Origin of the sequence: Tenacibaculum finnmarkense (assembly GCF_900239185.1) — a bacterium.
GTDB lineage: Bacteria > Bacteroidota > Bacteroidia > Flavobacteriales > Flavobacteriaceae > Polaribacter > Polaribacter finnmarkensis.
Map to the genome: position 1 here is coordinate 290,320 of NZ_OENA01000053.1, position 24,761 is coordinate 315,080.

23 protein-coding genes are annotated in these 24,761 nt (G+C 29.3%); 7 read left to right on the forward strand and 16 right to left on the reverse strand.

Going from position 1 to position 24,761, the window contains the following annotated elements; genetic code table 11:
* Positions 1 to 44 precede the first annotated feature (44 nt).
* On the forward strand, positions 45 to 1,772 hold the full coding sequence (locus AQ1689_RS07210) for a hypothetical protein (RefSeq protein WP_145993740.1): 1,728 nt from the start codon (positions 45 to 47) through the stop codon (positions 1,770 to 1,772).
* Positions 1,773 to 2,249: 477 nt separating this feature from the next.
* On the opposite strand, the gene lpdA is transcribed toward AQ1689_RS07210, so the two are convergent.
* Positions 2,250 to 3,650, reverse strand: coding sequence for a dihydrolipoyl dehydrogenase (gene lpdA / locus AQ1689_RS07215; protein WP_101955638.1), 1,401 nt, complete (start codon positions 3,648 to 3,650; stop codon positions 2,250 to 2,252).
* Between the two features lie 173 nt (positions 3,651 to 3,823).
* Here lpdA and AQ1689_RS07220 point away from each other — a divergent pair, with 173 nt between their 5' ends.
* A complete protein-coding gene (locus tag AQ1689_RS07220) occupies positions 3,824 to 5,059 on the forward strand; it encodes a glycosyltransferase (RefSeq protein WP_180947549.1) in 1,236 nt (411 codons plus the stop codon).
* A gap of 13 nt (positions 5,060 to 5,072) precedes the next feature.
* On the opposite strand, the gene AQ1689_RS07225 is transcribed toward AQ1689_RS07220, so the two are convergent.
* The 13 genes from AQ1689_RS07225 to AQ1689_RS07285 all read right to left on the reverse strand — a co-directional run bounded on the left by AQ1689_RS07225 (position 5,073) and on the right by AQ1689_RS07285 (position 19,768).
* A complete protein-coding gene (locus AQ1689_RS07225) occupies positions 5,073 to 7,682 on the reverse strand; it encodes a carboxypeptidase-like regulatory domain-containing protein (RefSeq protein WP_101955639.1) in 2,610 nt (869 codons plus the stop codon).
* A 51-nt stretch (positions 7,683 to 7,733) separates the two neighbouring features.
* Complete coding sequence (locus AQ1689_RS07230; RefSeq protein ID WP_180947550.1) at positions 7,734 to 8,462, reverse strand: GLPGLI family protein; 729 nt, start codon at positions 8,460 to 8,462, stop codon at positions 7,734 to 7,736.
* 11 nt (positions 8,463 to 8,473) lie between these two features.
* Positions 8,474 to 8,713, reverse strand: coding sequence for a hypothetical protein (locus AQ1689_RS07235; RefSeq protein ID WP_101914815.1), 240 nt, complete (start codon positions 8,711 to 8,713; stop codon positions 8,474 to 8,476).
* Positions 8,714 to 8,901: 188 nt separating this feature from the next.
* Positions 8,902 to 9,387 (reverse strand): DUF4625 domain-containing protein, encoded by a 486-nt coding sequence (locus tag AQ1689_RS07240; RefSeq protein ID WP_101955641.1) that lies wholly within the window; start codon positions 9,385 to 9,387, stop codon positions 8,902 to 8,904.
* Between the two features lie 74 nt (positions 9,388 to 9,461).
* A complete protein-coding gene (locus AQ1689_RS07245) occupies positions 9,462 to 10,232 on the reverse strand; it encodes a DUF4625 domain-containing protein (RefSeq protein ID WP_101917951.1) in 771 nt (256 codons plus the stop codon).
* 171 nt (positions 10,233 to 10,403) lie between these two features.
* A complete protein-coding gene (locus AQ1689_RS07250; RefSeq protein ID WP_180947551.1) occupies positions 10,404 to 12,767 on the reverse strand; it encodes a TonB-dependent receptor in 2,364 nt (787 codons plus the stop codon).
* 257 nt (positions 12,768 to 13,024) lie between these two features.
* Positions 13,025 to 13,360 (reverse strand): hypothetical protein, encoded by a 336-nt coding sequence (locus AQ1689_RS07255; protein WP_101917948.1) that lies wholly within the window; start codon positions 13,358 to 13,360, stop codon positions 13,025 to 13,027.
* Between the two features lie 142 nt (positions 13,361 to 13,502).
* On the reverse strand, positions 13,503 to 15,524 hold the full coding sequence (locus AQ1689_RS07260) for a M3 family metallopeptidase (RefSeq protein WP_101955644.1): 2,022 nt from the start codon (positions 15,522 to 15,524) through the stop codon (positions 13,503 to 13,505).
* 155 nt (positions 15,525 to 15,679) lie between these two features.
* Positions 15,680 to 16,159: a 5-(carboxyamino)imidazole ribonucleotide mutase gene (purE, locus tag AQ1689_RS07265; RefSeq protein WP_101903055.1), complete on the reverse strand. Its 480-nt coding sequence runs from the start codon at positions 16,157 to 16,159 to the stop codon at positions 15,680 to 15,682.
* A 38-nt stretch (positions 16,160 to 16,197) separates the two neighbouring features.
* Complete coding sequence (locus tag AQ1689_RS07270) at positions 16,198 to 16,794, reverse strand: HNH endonuclease domain-containing protein (protein ID WP_101955645.1); 597 nt, start codon at positions 16,792 to 16,794, stop codon at positions 16,198 to 16,200.
* A gap of 2 nt (positions 16,795 to 16,796) precedes the next feature.
* A complete protein-coding gene (locus AQ1689_RS07275; protein ID WP_101955646.1) occupies positions 16,797 to 18,077 on the reverse strand; it encodes an AAA family ATPase in 1,281 nt (426 codons plus the stop codon).
* 21 nt (positions 18,078 to 18,098) lie between these two features.
* Complete coding sequence (locus AQ1689_RS07280) at positions 18,099 to 19,256, reverse strand: 5-(carboxyamino)imidazole ribonucleotide synthase (RefSeq protein WP_101955647.1); 1,158 nt, start codon at positions 19,254 to 19,256, stop codon at positions 18,099 to 18,101.
* An 89-nt stretch (positions 19,257 to 19,345) separates the two neighbouring features.
* Positions 19,346 to 19,768, reverse strand: a complete 423-nt coding sequence (locus tag AQ1689_RS07285; RefSeq protein ID WP_101914824.1) for a Rieske 2Fe-2S domain-containing protein — start codon at positions 19,766 to 19,768, stop codon at positions 19,346 to 19,348.
* 106 nt (positions 19,769 to 19,874) lie between these two features.
* Here AQ1689_RS07285 and greA point away from each other — a divergent pair, with 106 nt between their 5' ends.
* The gene (greA, locus tag AQ1689_RS07290) at positions 19,875 to 20,348 is read left to right on the forward strand and encodes a transcription elongation factor GreA (RefSeq protein ID WP_101914825.1); all 474 of its coding nucleotides are present in this window, start codon (positions 19,875 to 19,877) and stop codon (positions 20,346 to 20,348) included.
* Between the two features lie 123 nt (positions 20,349 to 20,471).
* Positions 20,472 to 20,864 carry an HIT family protein gene (locus AQ1689_RS07295; RefSeq protein ID WP_058885728.1) on the forward strand — a complete coding sequence of 131 codons (393 nt, stop codon included), beginning with the start codon at positions 20,472 to 20,474 and terminating at the stop codon, positions 20,862 to 20,864.
* A gap of 79 nt (positions 20,865 to 20,943) precedes the next feature.
* On the opposite strand, the gene AQ1689_RS07300 is transcribed toward AQ1689_RS07295, so the two are convergent.
* Positions 20,944 to 22,092, reverse strand: a complete 1,149-nt coding sequence (locus AQ1689_RS07300) for a sensor histidine kinase (protein ID WP_058885727.1) — start codon at positions 22,090 to 22,092, stop codon at positions 20,944 to 20,946.
* 90 nt (positions 22,093 to 22,182) lie between these two features.
* Here AQ1689_RS07300 and AQ1689_RS07305 point away from each other — a divergent pair, with 90 nt between their 5' ends.
* The 3 genes from AQ1689_RS07305 to AQ1689_RS07315 all read left to right on the forward strand — a co-directional run bounded on the left by AQ1689_RS07305 (position 22,183) and on the right by AQ1689_RS07315 (position 24,416).
* The gene (locus AQ1689_RS07305) at positions 22,183 to 23,043 is read left to right on the forward strand and encodes a flavin reductase family protein (RefSeq protein WP_101955648.1); all 861 of its coding nucleotides are present in this window, start codon (positions 22,183 to 22,185) and stop codon (positions 23,041 to 23,043) included.
* Between the two features lie 8 nt (positions 23,044 to 23,051).
* Entirely contained in the window at positions 23,052 to 23,417 is a 366-nt protein-coding gene (locus AQ1689_RS07310; protein ID WP_101955649.1) for a DUF3127 domain-containing protein, read from the forward strand.
* Between the two features lie 159 nt (positions 23,418 to 23,576).
* A complete protein-coding gene (locus AQ1689_RS07315) occupies positions 23,577 to 24,416 on the forward strand; it encodes an NYN domain-containing protein (protein WP_101955650.1) in 840 nt (279 codons plus the stop codon).
* 85 nt (positions 24,417 to 24,501) lie between these two features.
* Here the strand turns inward: AQ1689_RS07315 and AQ1689_RS07320 are convergent, their stop codons facing one another.
* Entirely contained in the window at positions 24,502 to 24,759 is a 258-nt protein-coding gene (locus tag AQ1689_RS07320; protein ID WP_058885723.1) for a DUF1456 family protein, read from the reverse strand.
* Positions 24,760 to 24,761 lie beyond the last annotated feature (2 nt).

Consider the following 24,761-nt stretch of genomic DNA (forward strand, 5'->3'; position numbering starts at 1 on the left):
TTATTAAGATTTAATAAAAATAAGTAAAGTAAAAATCAAAGAAAATGAAAAAAAGTAATTTAATTTTTAGTGTACTACTACTAGGGTTTTTAACCCTATTCACTATGGTTTCTTGTTCTGATGACGATCCGATTCCTATAGTAGATATCGAATTAAACAGTAAAGAATTAACGCTTACCGAAAAAGGAACATCAGGAATTATCAATGTTTTAAAAGGAAATGGAGCTTATAGTGTAACTTCATCAGATAAAAAAATAGCGACCGCTAGTATAATTACTGATAAAGAAACCCAAAAAACAACAATTTCAGTAACACCTGTAAGCGCAGGAACAGCGACCATTACGCTTGTTGATGCTGCCGATAAAAAATCGGAAATTACGGTATTGGTAAAAACTCCTGATGTGGCTATTGAAAAATCATTAGTAAATCTTTTAATAGATGAAGTTGCTACTGTTAAAATTTTAGCAGGTTCTAGCGAGTATGAAATAAGTGTAAATAATAGCAATGCAACTGCCGAAATAGTGGGTATGGATATTAAAATTACAGGGAAAGTATTAGGAGAATCTGAAGTAACTTTAACTGATGTTAAAACTAAAAAAACCGCTGTAATAACCGTTAAAATTACACCAGCACCTGAATTAACTCTTGATAAAGAAAAAGTGGAGTTTATTTTAACGCAAACAGGAACCGTAACTATTTTAACAGGAACAGCTCCTTATATTTTAACAGATAAATATACTTGGAGTAAAGCAGAATCAACCTATAAAATTGTAAATAAAGAGGGTGAAGAAGATGTTAATGGAAATATTATCGTTTTTGATAGTACCAAAACAGCTTCAGATAGTTATGTTATTACCGATGCTAAATCAAAAGAAATAGATTTAGATGTAAAGGTATTTAAGGCATTAAGTGTATCGGAAACCGCATTAGAAATTCCAAAAGGAAAATCAGTTGAAATAAATTTAGAAGGTAAAATAGATGCAATTGAAGTAAGTTCAACAAATTCAGATGCTGCAACTGCTGAAATAAAAGATGAATACGGTTCAAGCAGTCGTACAGTAATTATAAAAACAGCTCAAGTTGGTTCGGCAGAATTAACTTTTACCGATGGGGTTACCACACAAAAAGTAACGGTAACTGTTATTTCACCAAGCCAGTTAGCTATTTTTAATGATGATGTTGAAGTAAACACTACAACTGTTTATGAGTTAGGGTCTTTAGGTTTAGTTCTTCAAGGAGGTATTGGCGAATATAATGTTACTTTTAGTAAAGAAAATATTTTAACTTTTGATGAAATACAACAATCACCTTTAGATGATAGCAAGTATCATTTAAAATTAAACCGTAATTTTTCTGTTAGAAAAGGTGGTGAGGTAGTTGTTACGGTATCAAGAAAAGATGATGCTACTGATTCAAAAAGTTTTACCGTAAAATATAAAACGCTAATATCAGCTGCTATAAAAATAAATGGTGTGGATGTTATTCAGAAAGAAACTTCAGAATATGGTATGGCGACACCTTATTTTACAGCAAATCAAGAAAAAAGTTATGATGTTTATGTAGCATTAGGTACTACTGTTGATTTTGAAATTTTAAATAATACTATTGATAATTGCACCGTAGATGCTTCAGGTTATGGGTCAGACCGTGGAGAGATTACTGGCGATGCTGCTAAATTTAGCGTAAAAACACTAAAGTCGGGTAATTATTATGTATCGATAACTAATCCTGAAAATGAACAGGTGCTTTTAGTAACGGTTAGAATTGAATAATTTTTTTAAAAAAATAAATTATTTTAGATAAAATTAAAATTTATATATACAAAAAGCAATCTCAAAATGAGGTTGCTTTTTTTCTTCTAATTATTTTTAGAGCCTGTTTAAAAATTAAATAAACTGTCAGTTCGAGTGATTTTTTTCCTTCAAAAAAGTTGTATCGAGAACTTTTTTAGTATAAAATTCATCAACATCAAAGAACTCAAATTCTCGATACAATTTTAATTCCTTTTAGTCATTAAAATCACTCGAATTGACAAAAATCATCAAAAAAAAGGAGAACTACGGCAAATTAGCTAAATTAAGATTGACGAACTCGAATCCTAGCCCCGATTGAAGCAATTGTTTGAGCTCTTTTTTGTTTTTTTCTTTAAAAAAATAAAAAAAGCGAGTGCGGAAAGCGGGAAATAGCTCCAAAAAAAAAGACAATCTCAAAACGAGATTGCCTTTTAAAAAAATGTATTTTAAAATATTCTAAGCATTTAAAGGCTTACCATCCCAGGCACCTTTTGCAGCTTCTTTTATAGCCTCCGAATAAGTTGGGTGACCATGACAAATTCTTGCTAAATCTTCAGCAGATGCTCTGAATTCCATAGCAACGGCAGCTTCCATAATTAAATCGGCAACACGTGCACCAACCATATGAACTCCTAATACTTCATCGGTATTTTTATCGGCTAAAACTTTTACAAAACCGTCTAAATCGCCACTTGCTCTAGAACGACCCAAAGCACGCATTGAAAATTTACCCACTTTATAAGCAACATCAGCATCTTTTAATTCTTGTTCTGTTTTACCAACAGCCGCAACTTCTGGCCAAGTATAAACAATACCAGGAATTAAATTATAATCAATATGAGGTTTCTGCCCTGCTAAAAACTCCGCAACAACAACACCTTCTTCTTCGGCTTTATGCGCTAACATTGCTCCACGAACAACATCACCAATTGCATAAATATTCGAAGCACTTGTTTGTAAATGATCGTTTACATCAATCATTCCTCTATCGGTAAGTTTTACACCTGCTTTTTCTAAATCTAAGCCTTTTGTAAACGCTTTACGCCCAACAGCAACTAAACAATAATCACCAGTAAAAGTAACTTCTTCGCCTTTTTTGTTAGTCGCTTTTACGATAACTTCATCGCCATTTCTTTCAACAGAAGTAACACCGTGATTGGCGTTAATTTTCATTCCTTGTTTCTTTAAAACTTTAGTAAGTTCTTTAGAAACATCAGCATCCATAGTAGGGGTGATTTTTGGAGCATATTCAATTACCGTTACATCAGCACCTAAACGCTTGTAAACAGAACCTAATTCCAATCCAATAACTCCACCACCGATAACTAATAAATGCTTAGGAACTTCTTTCAATTTCAACGCTTCCGTAGAAGTAATAACACGTTCTTTATCTAATTTGATAAAAGGCAATGTACTCGGCTTAGAACCTGTAGCAATAATGATATTTGTTCCTTCAATTACTTCAGAAGTTCCATCATTTTTAGTAACTTTTACGTGTGTAGCATCTTCAAAAGAACCCAAACCTTCATGAACAGTAATTTGATTTTTGTCCATTAAATATTTAATTCCACCAGTAGTCGTTTCCACAATATTTGCTTTACGGTCTACCATTTTTGTGAAATCGAAAGAAGGTTTTTCAACGGTAATTCCATGAGCATCAAAATGATGAACAGCATCGTAATAATGATGCGAAGAATCTAACAATGCTTTTGAAGGAATACATCCAACATTTAAACAAGTTCCTCCTAAAGTCGAGTATTTTTCGATAATAGCTACTTTTGACCCTAATTGTGCTGCTCTAATAGCTGCAATATATCCACCAGGACCAGAACCAATAACGATTAAATCATATTTCATAAGTCGTATTTTTAATATTTATGTATAGCTGATAAAAAAGCTTATTTTATCAATTTATATTTAATTTTATAGAGTAATACTTGCAAAATTACATATAAAAGTTGATTTGCTGAAGTATGTATTCGATTAGTTTTTACCAAAAAATAACATTAAATATCCTAACTTTGGAGCTTATGAAGCAATTATTAATTATCGGATATGTTTGGGTAGAACCAAATTCTTCTGCGGCAGGAAGCAGAATGTTACAATTAATTGAATTATTTAAAAAGAATAATTACAAAATAACCTTTGCATCGCCAGCACAAAAAGGCGAAAAGGCGTTTAATTTATCAGAAATTGGTGTAAATGAAGCGTCAATTGCATTAAATTCGGCTTCTTTTGATGGTTTTATTGAAGAATTAAATCCTGAAATTGTGCTTTTTGATCGTTTTATGATGGAAGAGCAATTTGGTTGGCGTGTTGCCGAAAATTGCCCTGATGCGATACGTATTTTAGATACCGAAGATTTACATTTTTTGCGTAAAACCCGTCATCAGCAATTAAAAAAAGGTCAAAATTTTTCTACGGATGCGTTGTTAAAATCTGTGGATGCAAAACGAGAAATAGCCTCAATTTTAAGATGTGATTTGAGTTTGATAATTTCTACGTATGAAATGAAATTGCTTCAAGATGTTTTTAAAATTGATGAAAATTTACTGTATCATTTGCCTTTTTTATTAGCTAAAATTGATGATAAAATCATCAATAATTGGAAATCTTTTAATGAGCGAGCACATTTTATATTTATCGGAAACTTTTTTCACGCTCCAAATGTGGATGCAGTTTTAACCTTAAAAAATCATATTTGGAAACAAATTCGCAAACAATTACCAAAAGCAGAAATTCATATTTATGGCGCGTATGCAACTCAGCAAATAAATCAATTACACAATAAAAAAGAAGGGTTTTTGGTAAAAGGTTTTGCTACGGATGCCCTAGAAGTTGTAAAAAACGCAAAAGTTGTTTTAGCTCCGATACGTTTTGGAGCAGGAATAAAAGGGAAATTAACCGAAGCGATGATTTGCGGAACGCCAAGTGTTACTACAACTATTGGCGCAGAAGGAATGCACGATACTTTGCCTTGGAATGGTTTTGTTGAAGATGATTTTGAAGAATTTGCCAATAAAGCGGTAGTAATTTATTCGGATGAAAATCTGTGGAAAAAACACCAAGAAAACGGCATAGAAATTATCAATACTATTTATGATAAACAACAAATTGAAGTTCCTTTTATAAATCAGCTAAAAAAAATCCAAGAAAATTTAGCGGAATATCGCACACAAAATTTCCTTGGAAGTTTATTACAGCATCAAACGATGCAAGCCACAAAATATATGAGCAAATGGATTGAGGCGAAGAATAAGGTGTAATTATTTTTGGTTTTTAAAAATGATATCGTAAACCAGCTAAAATATTTCCTTCTAATTGTTCAGATTTTGTAAATTGATAAAAATACCTTGTGTTAAGATAACTGATAATTTGATTACTTTTAAGATTCAAAATATTATTTCCTTTACAAAACAGTTCAATTTTTTTATTGAGTTTATAAGATAAAGAAAAGTTTAAAGAATTAATATGCTGTTTTTCATCATTAGAAATAGTGTTTGTGTATGAGTTTCCAATATTCCAACGAATTTCATGGTGTTTTCCATATATTTCAGGAGAAATATTTATTTTATGAATAGCATAATCTAATTCATAAAAATTATTTTTATCGATTATAGTTGTATATTGTAGTTTACATTTAGCTTGTACACTATTTTTTTTTAAAATTGAATTTAAGTTTAATCTTAATTGGTAAGAAGTGTTATTTTTTATGTTTTTATCACCATTAAAATATGAAATAGTATTTATATGATTATAAATGCTTGATAAATTATATTTAAGTTTTAAATATTTTATAGTTTTATGATATGAAAAATCAAGCCCAAAACCTTTTTCGGGAACTCTAATATAACTTTGTTCAATATAATTATCTTTAAACAATGTGTTGAAACTGATATTATTTTTAGAAATAGAATATGTACCTTTTATACTAAACATACTATTTGTTAGTGGGGTATAGTTATTATAGTTTAAATTAAAATGTTGCTTACTAATTGGCGTAAAAACAGCAGTATTTGAATTTATTTTTGTTTGAAAATCAAGTATAGTTTGATTTGTATTGGTTTGAAAAACAGGAATATTTTGTTTGTTTTGAAAAAAACTAAAATTTATAGATTTCTGATTATTATGCTTGTATTTTAATAATATGTAGGGGAGTAGCCAATATTGTTTTTTATTTTTTGAGTTTACAGTTATGTCATTAATAAGATAATTTAGGCTAAGTTTTGTGTAAAAGTGTCTATTAATTCGATGGTTAATGGTGTTTTTTAGCCTAAAATGCTTCTTTGTATTTTTTAAATGGAAGCTTAAATTATTTTGTGTAGATGTATTTAAGATATTCTTATCACTATAAACATAAGATATTTTTGATGCTAAATTTGTTTTTCTGCTAAATTTATAATAATTCAAAAAATCAAGATTTAAGCTATTTAATTTATCATTTTCTACATTTTTTAGTGAATATTTATTCGTGAAATTCAAACCTAAAAAAGGTTTATTTGCAATTATAAATAGGTTGTTTTCGATGTTTTTTATATCGTGATAAACAGCTATTTCTGTATAATATTTAGAGTTAAATTGTTTTTTATAAGATAAATTATGACCAATAGAAAATCCTTTATTTTTATTTCTTGATTTTATATTAAATAATTGATTAATAGTGCTAATTGATTTGTCATCAATTATATTAAATTTTAAGTTGTAAGAAATAACTTCCTTTTTATTCTTTTTGTATGAAAAATTAAAAAATGAATTACCTAAATAACTGTTAGAACTGTTTTTTTTATCTTCATTAATCGTAATAACATCTTGGGAAATATATTTTTTTGTACCGCTCTGAAACTCTTCTATTTTTGTTTTATCGACAGTTATATAACCATTAATTTTTGCTTTTTCTGATAAGGTATTTGTGAAATTTATCGAATTAAAAAGTGTTTTTCTTTCATCTACATTTTTATTTACAAATACAAAACGGGGTGTTTTAGAATGGTCTATTTCGAGGATGCCTGAGCCATCTGATAAATTATTTTTAGTGAAATTTTTTATACCGCCTCTCATTTCAATATAATCAATCATATTTATAGCGGTTTCACCAATATTATTAGCTTCCGAAATAAGGGCAAAATTACCTTTATTTAAAAATTTAAAAAGATTTAAATGTGCTTGATGTTTTTCAAGTACCCCTAATTTACCTGCTATATTACCAACAATTTTATTTTTGTATTTTTTATTAAGTGTAATATTTAATACAATTTTACCTGTTTTTTTTGTAGAAATATCATCAAAATCTTTATGATTCTTTAATAACTGTATCCCTTTAATTGCTTCTGCACTTAAATTTTCAGTAGCCATTTCGTGCTTTTTACCAAAAAAATCTTGCCCATCAATAGTTACTTTTTCTATTCTATTTCCTTGGAATTTTATTTTTTTTTGGTCATCGATAGATAAACCTGGAAGCTTTTCTATAATATCTTTTAGGTTGATTTCTGTACTATCAATAATTTTAGAAAGGTTATAAGTAATACTATCTTTTGATATTTTAAAATCACTTAAGTACCCTTTAACTACAACTTCCTCTAATTCATTAGTATTTTCTTGAAGTGTTATATTAAGTTTATTAAAGTTTGTAAGTTGTATGTTTTTTGGCTGATAACCTAGAAGCCTAACTTTTAAATAATATTGTTTTTTAATCGATGGTATTTCTAAAGAAAAAACACCTTTTTCATTAGTAGTAGTATAGTTTTGAGTTAAATCTGTTTGTTTATCTACTAATTGAACAGAAGCAAAACTAATAGCGTTGTTGATTTTATTTACAACAACGCCGTTAATTTTTGTTTGACTGTAAAGTTGAATAGCGTTAAACACTATAAAAAAGTACACTAATCTCATAATTATTATTGAGTTATAAGCCCTGAAATGTAATAAATAAGGCTCATTATATTAATGCATTTGTGTAATTTCTTCACTTATTATTATAGGAGGATTGCGATACTTTTGCTCTGAAACTATTTCAAAGTCTTTACTTCTTTTTTTAAACTTAATTGTTTTTGGATATTCAATTTTAATTAATTCAAAGAGTGTGTTTTCATACTCACTTTTAACTTGTATAGCCAAGCCTGGTATGCCATCAAAACACTTAGGTGCTCCAATAATACCTAATTCATCGGTGTACCAACAAGTAGCTTTTTCATTAAGTTGATTAATACCTACAGCTTTTTTACAATTGAATTTTCCTATTTTTCGTGTTTCATTTTTTAATGTCCACTTGTAATAATTTAAATCTCTAAATACTACATAATTAGGTTCATCAAAATCGGGATGACCTAATGATTCAAAAATTTGTTTTTTAGTGATAAAATCTTTAAAAACACATACGGCTAAATTATATCTTGTATCTACAGAAGTGGCACCATTAGGTAATTTATTTTTTTTAGTAGAAATAAGCAGAAAATCTGAATGATAAGTAGCTCTTTTAGTATTACCTATTAAAAAACCATTTTGAGTTGATTTAGGTACTATAATTGAATCATGAATAACACCTTCTTTTGTGCCATAAACAACATTTTCTCCAATAGTTTCTTTATAAGTAATTTTATAATTGATACCTTGAGCATTACAAAATGATGTAACTAAAAATAATAATATCGAAACTTTAATTGATGAATTCATAAATTTTTGTTTTAAAGAAACCATACTTCTCCTGTAGTACAATTGGTTACCATTGTAACTATTGATATTCCTTTTCCTCTCATAGAAGTTCTTCTTCTTTTCAGAGTACAGAAAGGTTTAACATTATTATCTTTTGTTTCCTTAATAATATTTTTTACAATTTCCTTTTTTTCAACCTTAGTATCTTTTTTTTCGTTTGCAAATGTTAAAGAAGTTAAAACTAGTAAACTTCCTAAAAGTAAATTTTTCATAATAATAACTATTTTTATTAATATTTGATAAAAATAGTTATTATTATACACAATATTATAATGGTTTTCTAAAAAAAAACAATGTATGTTATGTTGTCAAAGTGTAGTCATAAATTATTAATTACGAATTATAACCTTATAATCCGTAATTAATAATTGCCATGTTTTTTTGAATTTATAGGGTTAATTTAAAGAATTTTAATATCAACCGATGTTCTACTTTGCCAACCTGTAATATCAATTACTGAAATTTGACAATGATAATCGCCTGAATCAATATTTGTAGGAATTGAAATTTCTTGTGAAATTTCATAGGTTTTAGGATTGTTTGTAATCTCATAATTTTCCATAAAAATAAGCGGAGAAACAGGCGTTTTTATAGGGCTTAAATCGCACAAACTCCCTTGGTCATCGTGTGTATGATGATCGAAATTATTATGAATATCAATGGCATAGGAAGCCAAACCGATGTTGTCGGAAACCTTTACTTTTAGAATGTATTTTTCGCCTTTTTTTAATATGCTACACGATTGTGGAAATCCACCAGTATAATTAATGCTAATACTTGGTTTTTCTTTGTCAATTTCTTCAGATGTATCGTTACAACTTATCAGAAATAAGCTTAAAAACAATAAAATCGCTGTTGATTTGATGGTTGATTTTAATAAAGTCATTTTATATAATTATTATAACAAAGCCTACAAGAAAGAAATTCAAGTAGGCTTTTTTAATGTTTATTACTTGCTGCTTATTTTACTGTTAATGCGTACGATTTAATTACTCGTTCCTTGTTTTTATCTTGAACAATAATATCTAAATCGTATGTTTTATTTGATTTTAAAGCATTGGTAATCATTAATTTTTCGTTTAGGTTGATTTCTTTAATATTTTTATCAGAATAATTAAATTCTTTTTCGATATGATATTTCCAACCTTCTCCTTCTATAAATTCTGAAACTGATACTACTACATTTTTTATAGATTCTCTTGATTTTATAAGCCCTTGAATGTTTAAGTTTTCACCTATAATGGCTATTTTATCATTGTTACTAGCAGTTCCGTATGTAATATCTTTTAGTAAAATATCATAAGGCATTACTTTTAAAACATCTTCTCTTGTTTTCTTTTTCCCTTTTTCATCTTCAACAGTTATTGAAAAAATATAATCGGTAGCTTTGGCATCGTAAGAAATATCGACATGTTTATGAAAATTTACTTCTTTGGCGCCTTGATAACCTTCTGTAAATAGTTCTTTTAGTTTCCAATCGCCTTTTACGCTATCTTTTAAATAAATTTCAACAAGAATATTTTTAATTTTTTCATCGGCAAAAATTCCTGCTCCGATATGGATATTTCCTCCTTGTTTTATGGTTTTATCGCTACTATGCCCAGCGCCAAATTCTAAATTAATAATTCCTAAAGCGGGTGCTACTATAATTTCTTCTTTTGTACAAGAAATCATGGTTATTGCAAATACAGTTGCTAAAATAAAGATGTTTAAAATTTTTTTGTAATTCATTTTAATTGGTTTTATGCTATTTGTAATTGTAAATAAATTGTTTTTAATTATTGTTTTTTATCCTAAAAAATATAGGATCTTTATTATTGTAATAAGTGATAAAAAAAAGCGTGTTTTTCATGGTATAAAAATTAAAATGTTTGAATAAAAAAGTGATTATAATTAAGTTGTTTAAAATGTTTGTATAATACTTATTGAAAAATTTCTATTAGGCTCAGGAACTTCAATTAACCGATAAAAACTGGTGTGGTTAAAAACCGTTTTATTGAAAATATTATTTAATTTCCCTTGAATTTTCATCGGATTTTTTTTCGAAAACACCGAAATATTAGTGTGTAATCCTGCGTTAATTACCGTAGCTCCGTTGGTTGGTTTTTCGGGCGGCACGATGTCATTTTGATTTGCCGTGCTTCTCAGGTTCGAAAAAAACTTGGTTTTTTCAAAAAACACCCAATCGTTAAAGGTGTATTCAAAAGAAAAAACACCTGTTAATGGCGGCGAAAACGGCAGTGAAAAATTCTTTTTTTCGCCGTTTAATTGTCTCGATTTTACGTATTCTAAAGAAGCAGTAAAGGCTATTTTTTTAATAGGATTATATTCTAAGGTAATTTCGCCACCATATCTAAAAACCTTATTTTGAGTATATTTATATTTCTGAAGCGTTTCATAATAGCCAGAAGTTGGGGTTAAATAAATATAATTATCAAAATAATTAGCAAAAGGCGTTAGTTGAATACTTGCTTTTTTAAAATTATTAAATTCAGAAAAATCAGCTTTAAATTCTGCATCTATTTGATACGAACTTTCGGGTTTTAAATCAATTTTTCCTTGCTCATATCGGTACATATGATAATTTACACCATTAGAAGCAAGCTCATTGGCTAGCGGAATTCGAAAACTTTTACCAATATTTATTTTATAAAGCGTGTTTTTTAATGAATAACTAATTCCTGCGGATGCACTAAAATTATCAAAATGCAAGTTGTTTTTTGTGGCACGCTGTAGTTTTTGCATCGAAATAATACCATTTTTATTAACAGGCGATACAAATGATTCGTAATAGGGTTGTGTTTTTAGGTTTCCGTAATCGTAACGAATACCAGCATCAATATGTAAATTGGTATTAACTTTTAGTTGATTATAGACAAAAGCTCCCACAGTAAAACGGGTATATTCAGGAATAAGAAAACCCCAACCCGCAATTTTATTATGCTGATATTCTACATTAATTCCTGTGGCTATTTTATAATCATCAAAATAATAATTCTCATTTTTGATGTTAAAATTATAGGTGTTTTTAGTAAAACGACGCTCCATAGTGCCTGTCGGTTTTGACATATACCCGTGTGCAATAGGCTCAGAATGTTCTTCTCTATCATTTTTTTGAAAACCAATTTCGATAGCTAGCGTGTTGTTTTTGAGCGAAAAATGAGTATTGTTATTTATTTTAAAATGATTTACTTTATGAAGCGGTAAATCAATATCGTTGCTACTTTTATCGTAATTAATTTTAGAAGTTCGCACTTCTAACCCGTGTGCATTGGCAAAAAAACCATTTTTAGCATGAACATTGCTAATGTAAGTGGTGGAGTTCAGGGCATCATCGGTATATCCTAAACTAAAACCGATATTATGATTTTTTCCTGCGGTATTTCGCAAATAATTTTGATGTAAATCAAAAATATAATTGTCGTAGGTTATCTTACGAACAGGCACTTTGTAATCGCCGTATTGCTGATGTGTAATTCGAGTTTTATAATACCAATGTTTGTAGCGTTGCTTTACACCGAATGAAATTCCATATAAATTATTGTTGTTTTTATGAGTGATATTCATTTCTCCTGCTAAAGAATTTACATTGGGTAGGGTATTATTTTTGATATTAATAACCCCCGCAATAGCATCAGAACCGTACATTAACGAAGCTGCTCCTTTGGTAATTTCAATACTTTCAACATTGTATTGATCAATTTCTAAACCATGATCGGCACCCCATTGTTGCGCTTCGTGTTTTATGCCATTTTCAACCACTACAACCCTGTTAAAACCAAGCCCTCTTATAGTAGGTTTTGACTGCCCCGAACCGATAGTTATCGCACTAACCCCTGGTATATTTTGAAGCGTTTGCATTAGGCTATTATCCCTGTTTTGAGCTAAAAATTCCGTGTTAATTTTTTGCTTATTACCACTGTATTTAATAAAATTTTTTACAGGTTTTTGTGTAATAATAACCTCGTTTAATATGGCGTTATCTGGTGTAATCGCAATGATTAGTAGGGCATTTTTTTTAGAAAAATCAACTGTTTTCTGATAATTAACATAGCCTATGTGCGTAATTTTAAGCAGTTTTCTAGGGCTTTTTTCTTCGGATATTTCCTCAGATATTTGGTTAAATATTTGATGAAAAATAGCATTTCCGTTAAGGTTTGTGTAGGCGTGTTTCCTCCCGATGCTCACATGAGCATTAGGTAGCACTTTATGTGTTGTTTTATCAATTATAGTTATAGTAAGATCCTGCTTTTTTTGAGAAAGCATTTTTTGACTAAAAAATAGAAGATGAAACAATACACAAAATAAAGCGCTGAAGCTTCGTTTTGTCATAATGATCTAAAAAATAATAAAAAGTAAGTGATTGTTTTATAGTTAAATACGGTTTTTTAAACGGGTATTTAATGCTAAAACAGATTGAAGAATGGCTATTTATACCGATAAATAAATCATACAAAAAACAGCATCAACTAATTTAATTTAGGTTGATGTTTGTATAATAGCTAAATAAAAAGCATAAATATTTAAGAAATAGTAGGCGGTGCTCTTAATCTTTTAATAGAAGAATAACAAAAAGATAAGGTTATTGATTTATAATTTTCAATAACAATTTTATTAGCAGTAAAAGTTACTGCTTCGGTAAAAATATTCGATGAAAAATTAAACGAAGAAAACGCAAAGTAACATACATCACAATGATCATTTACAGACTCGTGTAAGTGTGTTAATTTTTCTTTACAATCATGGTGCTGGTCATTCTCATGATGATGGCTTGCTTTAACAATACTAGGAAGCATAAGAAGAAACACCAAAAATATAGCGGTGATTTTACTTAAGAAACTATGTTGTTTTACGACCATTTATTTATTGAAAAAAAGCAAAGGTAAGTTTTAAATTAAAAATGGAGTAAATAGTTCTGTTAAAATTTGTGTTTTTTTAGGAGATGTGTAAAATCAATAATTACGGATTATAATTTTATAATCCGTAATTATTAATTGCTTTTTATGAAATTAATCCAGCACGTTTTAAAAGCGCATCTGGTTTTGGTTCTTTTCCTCGGAAGCGTTTGTATAATTCCATTGGTTTTTCAGTTCCACCTTTTGAAAGTACGTTTTCTTTAAATTTCGTAGCTACTTCTTTGTTGAAAATTCCTTTTTCTAAGAAATATTCAAAAGCATCGGCATCTAAAACTTCCGCCCATTTATATGAATAATATCCAGCAGAATATCCTCCTTGAAAAATATGAGAAAAAGCAGTACTCATACAATTTTCATCAACTTCAGGATATAATTTAGTATCCGCAAAGGCGTTATTTTCAAATTCTTTAACTGATTTAATTGTTTCTGGCGATTCGTTACCATGCCATTGCATGTCTAATAATCCAAAACTTAACTGACGTAAAGTTTGCATTCCTTCGTGAAAACTAGCTGATTCTTTAATTTTCTCCACATATTCCATTGGAATTGTTTCCCCAGTTTCATAGTGTTTTGCAAATAACTCTAAAGCTTCTTTTTCGTAACACCAATTTTCTAAAACCTGACTTGGTAATTCTACGAAATCCCAAGAAACCGAAGTTCCTGATAAGCTTGTATACCTTGTGTTTGCTAACATTCCGTGAAGTGCGTGCCCAAATTCATGGAATAGGGTAGTAACCTCGTTAAAAGTTAACAAAGAAGGTTTTGTTTCGGTTGGTTTGGTAAAATTACAAACAATAGAAACTTGCGGACGCTCGTTAACATCATTTTTAACATATTGCGATTTATAAGAAGTCATCCAAGCACCATTTCTTTTTCCTTTTCTTGGGTGAAAATCAGCATAAAAATGCGATACAAAATTTCCGTTTGTATCGGTAACGTTGTATGTTTTTACATCTTTATGATATGTATCTATCGATGTAATTTCTTCAAATTTTAAATCGAATAATTTATTGGCTATTTCAAAAGCACCATCAATTACATTTTCTAATTTAAAATATGGCTTCAATAATTCTTGATCTAAAGAAAAAAGTTCTTTTTTTAATTTTTCAGAATAATAAGCGCCATCCCATTTTTGAAGTTGGTCGATACCATCTAATTTTTTGGCGTAGGCTTCTAAGTTATCAAATTCACGTTTTGCGGCAGGTTTTGCTTTTTTCAATAAATCGTTAGAAAATGACAATACTTTTTCAGGGGTTTCCGCCATTCGTTCTTCTAAAACAAAATGAGCGTGGGTTTTATATCCTAAAATATTAGCTCTTTTATAACGAAGATTTACAATATCTAAAACGATTTGTTCATTATTGTATTTATTATCTTGAAAGGCTTTTTTACCAGCCGAAATAGCGAATTTTTTACGTAATTCTCTATTATCAGCATAAGTCATAAAAGGAATATAACTCGGATAATCTAAGGTAAAAATCCAACCTTCTTTTTCTTTTGATTTAGCAATTTCTTTAGCCGCTTCTTTTACACTTTCTGGTAATCCTGACAACTCATTTTCATCAGTTAAATGCATTTCAAAAGCATTGGTTTCTGCTAATACATTTTCGCCAAATTGCAATGATAATTTTGATAATTCGGTATCAATTTTACGTAATTCAGTTTTATCAGCATCATTTAAATTCGCACCATTTCTAGCAAAACTTTTGTATTGTTTATCTAATAAAGTAGTCTGTTCAGGTGTTAAATTTAAAGAATCTTTTTTTTGATAAACTGCTTTTACTCTATTAAAAAGTGCTTCGTTTAAAGTGATGTCATTTCTGAATTCACTTAACAATGGAGAAAGTTCTTTGGCTATTTTTTGAATTTCATCATTCGTTTCAGCAGAATTTAAGTTGAAAAAAATTGAGGTAATTCTATTTAATTTTTCCCCTGCAAAATCTAAGGCAACAGTTGTATTTTCAAAAGAAGGCGTATCAGAATTTTCAATAATACTTTTAATTTCTTCTTTTGCTAATTCGATTGCTTTTTCAATAGCGGGTTTATAGTGTTTTTCTTCTATTTGAGAAAAAGGAGGTGTTTTAAAATGGTGTAATAAAGGATTCATTAAATAGGTGCGTTTTAAAATGAATAATAAAAATGAATAAAAAGTAAAAATAACGAAATTACTTGTAGCAAATAAGGTTTAAAAAAAGTACTTCATAAAAAAACCTCACCAATTTTTAAAATTGATGAGGTTTGATAATTTTATAGAATAGAATTTTATTTACGAACTCTTTCAGACGCTTTTTCAACCTTTAGTTTTAATTCTTCTTTGTAGGCGATAATTTTATCTAAAATTGTAGCATCCGAAGCACCAATAATTTGGGCTGCTAAAATACCTGCATTTTTTGCACCATCTAAAGCTACAGTTGCCACGGGAACACCTCCTGGCATTTGTAATATTGATAAAACAGAATCCCAACCATCAATAGAATTTCTGCTTTTTACAGGAACTCCAATAATAGGCAACGGACTCATAGATGCTACCATTCCTGGTAAATGAGCTGCTCCACCAGCACCTGCAATAATTACTTGAATACCACGTTTGTGAGCATTTTTAGAATAATCAACTAATTTTTCAGGAGTTCTGTGAGCAGAAACAATATCTACTTCTATTTTGATATCAAAACTCTCTAAAATATCAATTGCTTCTTGCATGATTGGAAGATCTGAATCGCTTCCCATTATAATACCTACCATAATTTTATGTTTTATTATTTGTGTGTGTTGTTATTATTTTATTGAATTTCAGGAAGTAACTCCCAAATATTGATGTTAAATTCTTCGTTAATCGCTCTTAAATAATGAACTCCATTAATATGGTCATTAATTAATGTTTTAAAGAAATTATCAGCAGATTCACCAGAAAGTTTCATGTATTTTTTTGTCCTCTTGATATATTTTTTTCGATTATCAGCTAGCATAAGGTCATCTAATTTGAGTAAATTAATTAGATTTTTAGCTTCAATATCGTTTGAATTAGCTAAAAAATAATCGCCATATTCGTATAAAACTCTATTTTCAAAAGTGGCATCTGTTGGATGTAAAATAGGCTGAAAATTCTCCCATTTAGAAGATTTTTCTTTATTCCATTGATGTTTTACTAAAAACCAATTTTGATAAGAATCCGCTTCTTTTCCTTTTAATGTCGGATTAAAATGTTCGATATCTTTCGCATCTGTTCTGCTAATATATTCTTGGGTATAAGCACAAAATCCTTTTTGCTCTTTGTATAGAATCTTCGAAATCTTTTTATTATTTGCAGAATTTCCAACAATATAATTTAAGTTTTCTTTTATAATTTTAGAGTCTACTTTTTTGATACTTCTTTTCATACCTAAAAATTATAAGTATCTCCTAATTTCATAAATTCAAAAAGCATCTTTTTCTTCTTTTCAGTATCTTTTTCCTTTGGAATAGCCTGTTTTAAATTTAGGTATTTTTTGTAAGCGTTTTGTCCGTGTTTATTGTAATAGTTAACACCGAAATCATTTTTTAACATGTCGTTTGGATCATCGCCAATTGGAGAACTTCCTCTTTTAACGGCAACTTTACCATCGGTATCAAAATATAAAATAAAGCGTTCTTCAGGTTCAAAAGAAGCAGCAATAAAAGGAGAATGCGTTGCTATAATAAATTGAGCATCGGGCGCAAGGTTTTGATAATTTTCCATCAAAGACATTTGCATATCAGGATATAAAGAACGCTCAGGTTCATCCATTAATATAATGGCATCTTTGGTATTTAATTTGAATAACGGCAAAAAAGAAAGCAATAATCCTTTCGTTCCGGTACTTGTGTGTTGTATCGGAATTATTTCTTCGTTTCTTTTATTGATGATAGGAATGGAATATTCTGTATTTACTAAATCAACTTCTAAATTTAATTTTTCTAATAACGGATTAAATTTATCAGCAAAATCCATTAATTTATTAGGATTTTCTTGTTGCCATTTTGAAAATTCAGCTTGTAATTTTTTTGGGTCGTTTAATAAACCTTTATGAATCAATTCTGACATTTTTTGAGTAAACTTCTTTCGATAATCAAGAATGTCTTTTATAAGAAATAGCCATGTTTCTTTTGGTACGTTACTGCCAAAAATGGTTGTTATTCCGTTACTGATTTCATTGTCATTTAATATATTAGGAAGTTTTTCAATTAAGTCTATTGGATTCTCTGTAAACACCTTAATATTTTCATCTGAAATAATATTAGCTTTGAAAAATAAGAGATTTGATTTTTTATCATTTGGAATTAAAGAACCTACCATTCCGCCTCCATCTCCCATAATCTGTTTATATTCAAGTTCTTTATAAGTAGTTACTTCATTATTAATTTTATAAATATCATTTTTGAAATTTATAATTAATTCACCTTTTAATTGTTCTGTGAAATTATTATTAGGATAAAGAATCTCACCAACTACCTCTTGATTTAAAGCTTTTTTTATCTTCGAAAATAACAACTCCAATAAATTAGTTTTTCCAGTAGCACTTTGCCCAATAAAACAGATTTTATCTAAAGGCTCACCTTTTCGTTTTCCACTTTGATACGTAAAATCAAAATCTAGGTTTTCTAGGTGTTTATATTGTGCTATTTTTAATTTTGAAATCTTCATTTTTGGAGTTGAATAAAAATATTATTTACTAATAACTCTAATCGTTTCTTTTACTTGCTGTGCAACTTTTCTGGCGATATCAATATCTTGATTAACAATAGTTACATGTCCCATTTTTCGGAAAGGTTTGGTTATTTTTTTTCCGTAGATATGTGGTGTAACACCATCAATTTTTAAAATTGCATCCATGTTTTCGTAGACAACATCACCAGTAAAACCTTCTTCGCCTACTAAATTCACCATAATTCCAGCAACTTTACTATCGGTATTTCCTAAAGGAAGGTTTAAAATACTACGTAAATGCTGCTCAAATTGATTGGTATAACTTGCTTCAATTGAATAATGCCCAGAATTATGAGTACGTGGTGCAACTTCATTTACTAAAATTTCATCGTTTTGAGTTTGAAACATTTCAACAGCTAATAAACCAACAAAATCTAATGTTTTTGCAATTTTTAACGCAATTTCTTGTGCTTTTTTAGCTACAGAATCTTCAATTCTTGCAGGGCAAATAACATATTCTACCTGATTTGCTTCTGGATGAAACTCCATTTCAACTACAGGATACGTTTTAATATCGCCATCAGCATTCCTAGCAACAATTACGGCTAATTCGTTTTTAAATGGGATTAATTTTTCGGCAATACATTCGCCTTCAGGTAAAGATTGTAAGTCGTTATAATTACGAACGACCTTTACACCAGTACCATCATAGCCAAATTGTGCCGCTTTCCAAACAAAAGGAAATTCAATAAGCTTGTTTTCATACGAATGTTTTAATTCGTCTAAAAAAGCAAAATGAGAAAAATCAGCAGTAGGAATTTGATGTTCTTTATAAAATGATTTCTGATGCGCTTTGTTTTGAATAATTCTTAAACTAGCGGGCTTCGGATAAATGGTCAATCCTTCTGCTTCTAATTTGTCTAAGGCATCAATATTTACATTTTCTATTTCAATAGTTAAGACATCAACTTTTTTACCGAAATTATAAACGGTATCAAAATCGAATAAATCGCCTTGATGAAATTCATTGCAAATTTGTGCGCAAGGAGCTTGTTGGTTATCACCTAAAATAACGGTGTAAATATCAAATTTTTGGGTTTCGCTAAGTAGCATTCGTCCTAATTGTCCGCCACCGAGAACACCTAATTTAAAGTCTGAAGAAAAATAATTTGTCAAGATAAATAGTTTAAAATGTTGTTAGCACAAAAATAACACTCTAAAGGATAGAATAATTATATATAAGCGTATATTTAAAAAGCATGTATTTAACGAGATACTCTTAATTGCGAGCTGTTAATTGGCGTTACAAAATACAGTAAAGCATTGCAGCCTTGGTTATCAATAGAAGCGCCATTGGCTAAATAATTATACTTTTTAGCATCGCAGGGGCAGTTAATATGAATTCCATCAAAATACATTAAAGCGTTACAAGTATTTTCAGGACACTGCTGGTCAAAGGCTTTATAACCGTTGGTTCCTGTTCTAAAAATAACAAGATTACGCCCCTGTATAGTGTTTTCAGATTGTCCGCCAGGCACTAATAATCCTTGAAATTCAGGCAATGTTAAATCAATAATAGCATTTATTTCAACACTTCTAAAACAGTTGTTTACAGGCACATTATCAGTACAACTAATTGTTGTATTTATGCCGATTATTAAAACTAATAGGTAAAAAATATTTTTCATTATTTAAAAATTGAGTTGCCTAAGCAAGGTTACGAATTTACAAATATTTTGTATATTTGTAAAGCAATCTCATTCCTATCGGTATGAGATTTTTAAATTAAAAATTATGAGTGAAGTATCATATTATAGTGCAGAAGGATTAAAAAAATTAAAAGACGAGTTATCACAGCTAGAGCATGTTGAAAGACCAAGAGTTTCTCAAGAAATTGGTGAAGCTATAGATAAAGGAGATTTAAGTGAAAATGCAGAGTATCATGCCGCAAAAGAAGAGCAGTCTTTATTAGAAACTAAGATTGCGAAGCTTAAAAATGTAGTTGCAAATGCTCGTATTATTGATGAAAGTCAGTTAGATTTATCTAAAATATTAATTCATTCAGTGGTTAAAATAAAGAACACAACCAATAATATGGAGTTTTCTTACAGGTTAGTTGCTGATTCTGAAACGGATATTAAAAATGGTAAATTATCAGTAAATTCACCTATCGGAAAAGGATTGTTAGGGAAAAAATTAGGCGATATAGCCGAAATTAAAGTGCCTAATGGTATAATGAAGTTTGAAATTATGGAAATTTCTAGATAAAATTTTAAAACTTATTTTTTTTGATAAAAGCGTTGCATCTAGCAGCGCTTTTTTTATTTTTACAAGCATATTTTTAATCATCATTTTGATGAAAAAGATGATAACCATTAAATTAAATAAACCATGGCAAGTATTTTTACCAAAATAATTTCAGGAGAAATTCCTTCTTATAAAGTAGCAGAAAATGATAATTTCATTGCTTTTTTAGATATCAATCCGAATGCAAAAGGGCATACTTTAGTTGTTCCTAAAAAAGAAGAAAATAAAATTTTTGATTTATCGAAACAAGAATATACTGAGTTAATGGATTTTTCGTATCGTGTGGCAAAAGCTATTGAAAAAGCCGTTCCTTGTAAACGTGTTGGAATGAGTGTAATTGGTTTAGAAGTGCCACATGTTCATGTACATTTGATTCCTTTAAATGCTATGGCAGATATTCAGTTTAAAGAAAAAGTAAAATTATCGGAAGAAGAGTTTTTAGCTTTAACAGAAAAGATATCAAGTAATTTTGAGTAATTTATTATTTTTATTTTGCTTTAACAAGGGGTTTTAATCCCTTGTTTTTAGTATTTTAAGTGAAAATAAAATTTAGAATCTAAATTTTATCAAGTGAAATTTCAAAAGTTGTTCCTTTATTAATGGTTGATTTTTGAACGACTATTTTTCCGTTATGGTATTCTTCAACAATACGTTTTGAAAGTGATAAACCCAAGCCCCAACCACGTTTTTTTGTGGTAAAACCAGGTTCAAAAATTTGTTTAAATAACTTTTTTTGAAGTCCTTTTCCTGAATCGGTAATGCTGATTTTTACCTGTTTTGGCGTTTCTGTAATTGCTAATGAAAGATCGCCTTTTCCTTGCATGGCATCAATAGCATTTTTTAGTAAGTTTTCAATAACCCAGCCGTATAATTCAATATTTAAAAGGGTTGAGATGTTTTTTTTATCCGAAGAAAAAGAAAAATGTACCTTCTTAGAGCTTCGAGATTTTAAATAATTAAATGCCGTTTGGGTTTCTAAAACAATATTGTGTATTTTTAATTTTGGTAAAGAACCAATTTTAGAAAAACGATTGGCAATAGTATTTAATCGGTCAACATCTTTTTCAATTTCAAGAATATAGTCTTCATTTACATCTTCAGATCTTAAAATAGCTATCCACCCTAATAAGGATGATAATGGCGTGCCAATTTGATGCGCTGTTTCCTTTGCCATACCTGTCCAAAGTTTGTTTTGATCGGCTATTTTGTTTGATGTGTACATCATGTAAACGATGGTTAAAAAAAGTCCTAAAATTAACAGCAAGGCAAGCGGATAGTATTTTAACTGGCATAATAAATCGGAATTTCGGTAATAAAGATATTGGGTAATTCCAAAATATTCAATCATAATAGGGGCGTTTTGCCTTTTCATAATTGCCAATTGTGCTTCCAGATATTTTGGGTTTTTAGATTTTAGCGTATCTAAATTTCGATACAAATCAATACCGCCATTTTCATTGACCAAAATAGTAGGAATATCTTCAATAGTTTGATATATTTTATTGATTAAATTGGTGTTTTCGTTTAAATCAATATTTGCTGCTAGTTCTTTAAAAGCGGCTGCAAATATTTCAATTTTACCACGTTCTTCTTCTTTAAATTTTTGAAAAAACACGTAGGTATTCCATAAAATAAAAGAGACTATTAATAAAGATATGAAAACGCTAATTCGTTTTGCCCAATAGGTGTTTTTAAAAAAAATCATGGATCAAATATAAACTATTCATAAATTACTATAAGAGAATAACTTCATTTGTGAAAGCGTAGTATATTTACAGTAAAAAATAATTTAAATATGTTGTCATTAGATCCTAAAGAATTGCCTGTAGTAAAATTACATAGTTATTTATTAGGTGCCATAGCACCCCGACCAATTGCTTTTGCAAGTACTGTAGATGCCGATGGAAACCCTAATTTATCGCCTTTTAGTTTTTTTAATGTTTTTGGTGCAAATCCGCCGATGTTAATTTTTTCGCCAGCAAGAAGCGTAAGAGATAATAGTAAAAAACATACTTTAGAAAACGCTGAACAAACCAAAGAAGTCGTTATAAATGTGGTTAATTACAATATGGTACAGCAAATGTCATTAAGTAGTGCTATGTATCCTAAAGGTGTAAATGAGTTTGAAAAAGCAGGTTTCACGATGTTACCTTCGGATAAAATAGCGCCTTTTAGGGTTGCTGAATCGCCCGTACAATTGGAATGTAAAGTAACCGATATAATTTATACAGGAACGCAAGGAGGTGCAGGGAATTTAATTATTTGTGAAGTCGTTAAGTTACATATAAACGAAAATGTATTAGCCGAAGATGGAAGTATAGATCAGCATAAAATAGATGTAGTGGCTAGGGCAGGAGGAGGTTATTATACCCGTGCTAGAGATGGTTTTTTTGAAATACCAAAGCCAATTTCGGAAGTAGGAATTGGGGTTGATAAAATACCTACAGAAATTAGAAATAGTAGCATTTTAACAGGGAATAATTTAGGAATGTTAGCCAACGTAGCAGAATTACCTAATCAGGAAGCTGTTAATAACTTTGCGCAAGAACATCCCAAATATTTTTCGCTTACAATTGAAAAAAAACATACATTTGCACAGCAGTATTTAAAGAATAATGATGTAGAAAGTGCTTGGAAAGTACTTTTAATTAAATAGATAAGAATATGGAAATTATTGGAAAGATTAAATTAATTAACGAAGCGCAAACATTTGGAGCTAGCGGATTTAGAAAACGTGATTTAGTGGTAACTACAGATGAGCAGTATCCACAAATGATACTTATTGAGTTTGTACAGGATAAATGTGATCTTTTAAATAGTTATGCTGTTGGGCAAGAAGTAAAAGTATCTATTAATTTAAGAGGTAGAGAGTGGATTAACCCAGAAGGAGTAGCGAAATATTTCAATGCTATTCAAGGATGGAGAATTGAGAGTTTAGCACAAGCGGCACCTCAAAATATACCACCTGTTGATAGTTTTCAACAAGCACCAGACTTATCTGCAAACGAGCCAGACGATTTACCTTTTTAATCAAAGGTTTATAAATATGATAAAAGAGCGCTATATGTGCTCTTTTTTTGTGGGAAATTTTTTATCTTTTATTCATATTTTTAACAATATGATGATTTAAACTTAAAGAACTTTAAAGTGTTGATTTGTAGATTGATTCAAAATTAATAAGAATTATTTATGCAAAATAAAAATATAGCGATGTTAATTGATGGTGATAATGCGCAACCAAAATATTTAAAAAATATTATGGAAGAAACATCTAAACACGGTCGCATAATTATTAAGAGAATTTACGGCGATTGGTCTAGCGAGTTTATGAAAAGTTGGAAAAAAAAACTGAGTACTTTTTCGATAAAACCAATGCAAGAATTTGCATATACAACGGGTAAAAATGCCACTGATATTGCACTTGTTATTGATGCGATGGATATTTTACATCAACAAGAAATAGCTATTTTTTGTATTGTTTCAAGCGATAGTGATTTTACAGGATTAGCCAATAGAGTGCGAGAAAGTGGGCGAGTAGTTCTTGGAATTGGTAAAAATCAAACACCAAAATCATTTGTAAATGCCTGTGATACATTTATTTTTACAGAAGATTTTAAACAAGAAATTTCAATAGAAAAACTTGAAAAACTATTAGAAGAAAAACCAACTTCGATAAAAAGTACCGAAAAAGAAACTTCAATAGCAGTAGATAAAAAGGATAAAAAAGACAAGGTTAAAGAGAAAGATAGAGAGAAAGGTAAATCAAAAAAGAATAAAAAAAAATCAAAATTAAAAAAGAATAATAAAATTGATGCTAATTTCCTTCGAAAAGCTTTTTTAATGGCGCATCAAGAAAATGGAAAAGTTCAATTAAGTCATATATCTAATGAAATCAGACGTTTAGATACTGGTTTTAATGTAAAAAAACATGGTTTTAAAAATTTCATTTCGATGTTTAAATCTTTCGAAAATGATTTTGAAACAATATGTCAAAATAATTCGACTGTTTTGATTAAAATAAAAAATTAGCAAAAAAATAATCAGAATAGATATTACAAAACCAAAAAACCTTCTAATTTCTCAGAAGGTTTTTTGTGATTTATTATGTTGCTATTTATTTAGCAGGTTCTACTTTTTTCTTTGCCGGCATCGGTCCTCTTAAATGAATTACCAATCCGTTTAAAAAATTTCTAAGAATTTGATCACCACATTCCATATATTTAGGATGCTCTTCATTTCTGAAAAGTGCCCCTAATTCTCCTTTAGAAACTTTAAAATCTACTAAAGCACAAATTTCAACAATATCAGTATCACGTAATTTGTGTGCTACTCTTAATTTTTTAAATATATCGTTGTTTGATAAGCCTCCCATAA

Excerpts from the sequence above, each read along its gene's own strand:
- AQ1689_RS07230 (WP_180947550.1), bottom strand. The coding sequence starts at position 8,462 with ATGAATTCATCAATTAAAGTTTCGATATTATTATTTTTAGTTACATCA.
- AQ1689_RS07255 (WP_101917948.1), bottom strand. The coding sequence starts at position 13,360 with ATGGTCGTAAAACAACATAGTTTCTTAAGTAAAATCACCGCTATATTT.
- AQ1689_RS07235 (WP_101914815.1), bottom strand. The coding sequence starts at position 8,713 with ATGAAAAATTTACTTTTAGGAAGTTTACTAGTTTTAACTTCTTTAACA.
- AQ1689_RS07260 (WP_101955644.1), bottom strand. The coding sequence starts at position 15,524 with ATGAATCCTTTATTACACCATTTTAAAACACCTCCTTTTTCTCAAATA.
- AQ1689_RS07305 (WP_101955648.1), top strand. The coding sequence starts at position 22,183 with ATGTTGTCATTAGATCCTAAAGAATTGCCTGTAGTAAAATTACATAGT.
- greA (WP_101914825.1), top strand. The coding sequence starts at position 19,875 with ATGAGTGAAGTATCATATTATAGTGCAGAAGGATTAAAAAAATTAAAA.
- AQ1689_RS07240 (WP_101955641.1), bottom strand. The coding sequence starts at position 9,387 with ATGACTTTATTAAAATCAACCATCAAATCAACAGCGATTTTATTGTTT.
- AQ1689_RS07275 (WP_101955646.1), bottom strand. The coding sequence starts at position 18,077 with ATGAAGATTTCAAAATTAAAAATAGCACAATATAAACACCTAGAAAAC.
- AQ1689_RS07220 (WP_180947549.1), top strand. The coding sequence starts at position 3,824 with ATGAAGCAATTATTAATTATCGGATATGTTTGGGTAGAACCAAATTCT.
- AQ1689_RS07285 (WP_101914824.1), bottom strand. The coding sequence starts at position 19,768 with ATGAAAAATATTTTTTACCTATTAGTTTTAATAATCGGCATAAATACA.
- AQ1689_RS07295 (WP_058885728.1), top strand. The coding sequence starts at position 20,472 with ATGGCAAGTATTTTTACCAAAATAATTTCAGGAGAAATTCCTTCTTAT.
- purE (WP_101903055.1), bottom strand. The coding sequence starts at position 16,159 with ATGGTAGGTATTATAATGGGAAGCGATTCAGATCTTCCAATCATGCAA.
- AQ1689_RS07310 (WP_101955649.1), top strand. The coding sequence starts at position 23,052 with ATGGAAATTATTGGAAAGATTAAATTAATTAACGAAGCGCAAACATTT.
- AQ1689_RS07245 (WP_101917951.1), bottom strand. The coding sequence starts at position 10,232 with ATGAATTACAAAAAAATTTTAAACATCTTTATTTTAGCAACTGTATTT.
- AQ1689_RS07315 (WP_101955650.1), top strand. The coding sequence starts at position 23,577 with ATGCAAAATAAAAATATAGCGATGTTAATTGATGGTGATAATGCGCAA.
- AQ1689_RS07225 (WP_101955639.1), bottom strand. The coding sequence starts at position 7,682 with ATGAGATTAGTGTACTTTTTTATAGTGTTTAACGCTATTCAACTTTAC.
- AQ1689_RS07210 (WP_145993740.1), top strand. The coding sequence starts at position 45 with ATGAAAAAAAGTAATTTAATTTTTAGTGTACTACTACTAGGGTTTTTA.
- AQ1689_RS07320 (WP_058885723.1), bottom strand. The coding sequence starts at position 24,759 with ATGGGAGGCTTATCAAACAACGATATATTTAAAAAATTAAGAGTAGCA.
- AQ1689_RS07270 (WP_101955645.1), bottom strand. The coding sequence starts at position 16,794 with ATGAAAAGAAGTATCAAAAAAGTAGACTCTAAAATTATAAAAGAAAAC.
- AQ1689_RS07300 (WP_058885727.1), bottom strand. The coding sequence starts at position 22,092 with ATGATTTTTTTTAAAAACACCTATTGGGCAAAACGAATTAGCGTTTTC.
- lpdA (WP_101955638.1), bottom strand. The coding sequence starts at position 3,650 with ATGAAATATGATTTAATCGTTATTGGTTCTGGTCCTGGTGGATATATT.
- AQ1689_RS07250 (WP_180947551.1), bottom strand. The coding sequence starts at position 12,767 with ATGCTTTCTCAAAAAAAGCAGGATCTTACTATAACTATAATTGATAAA.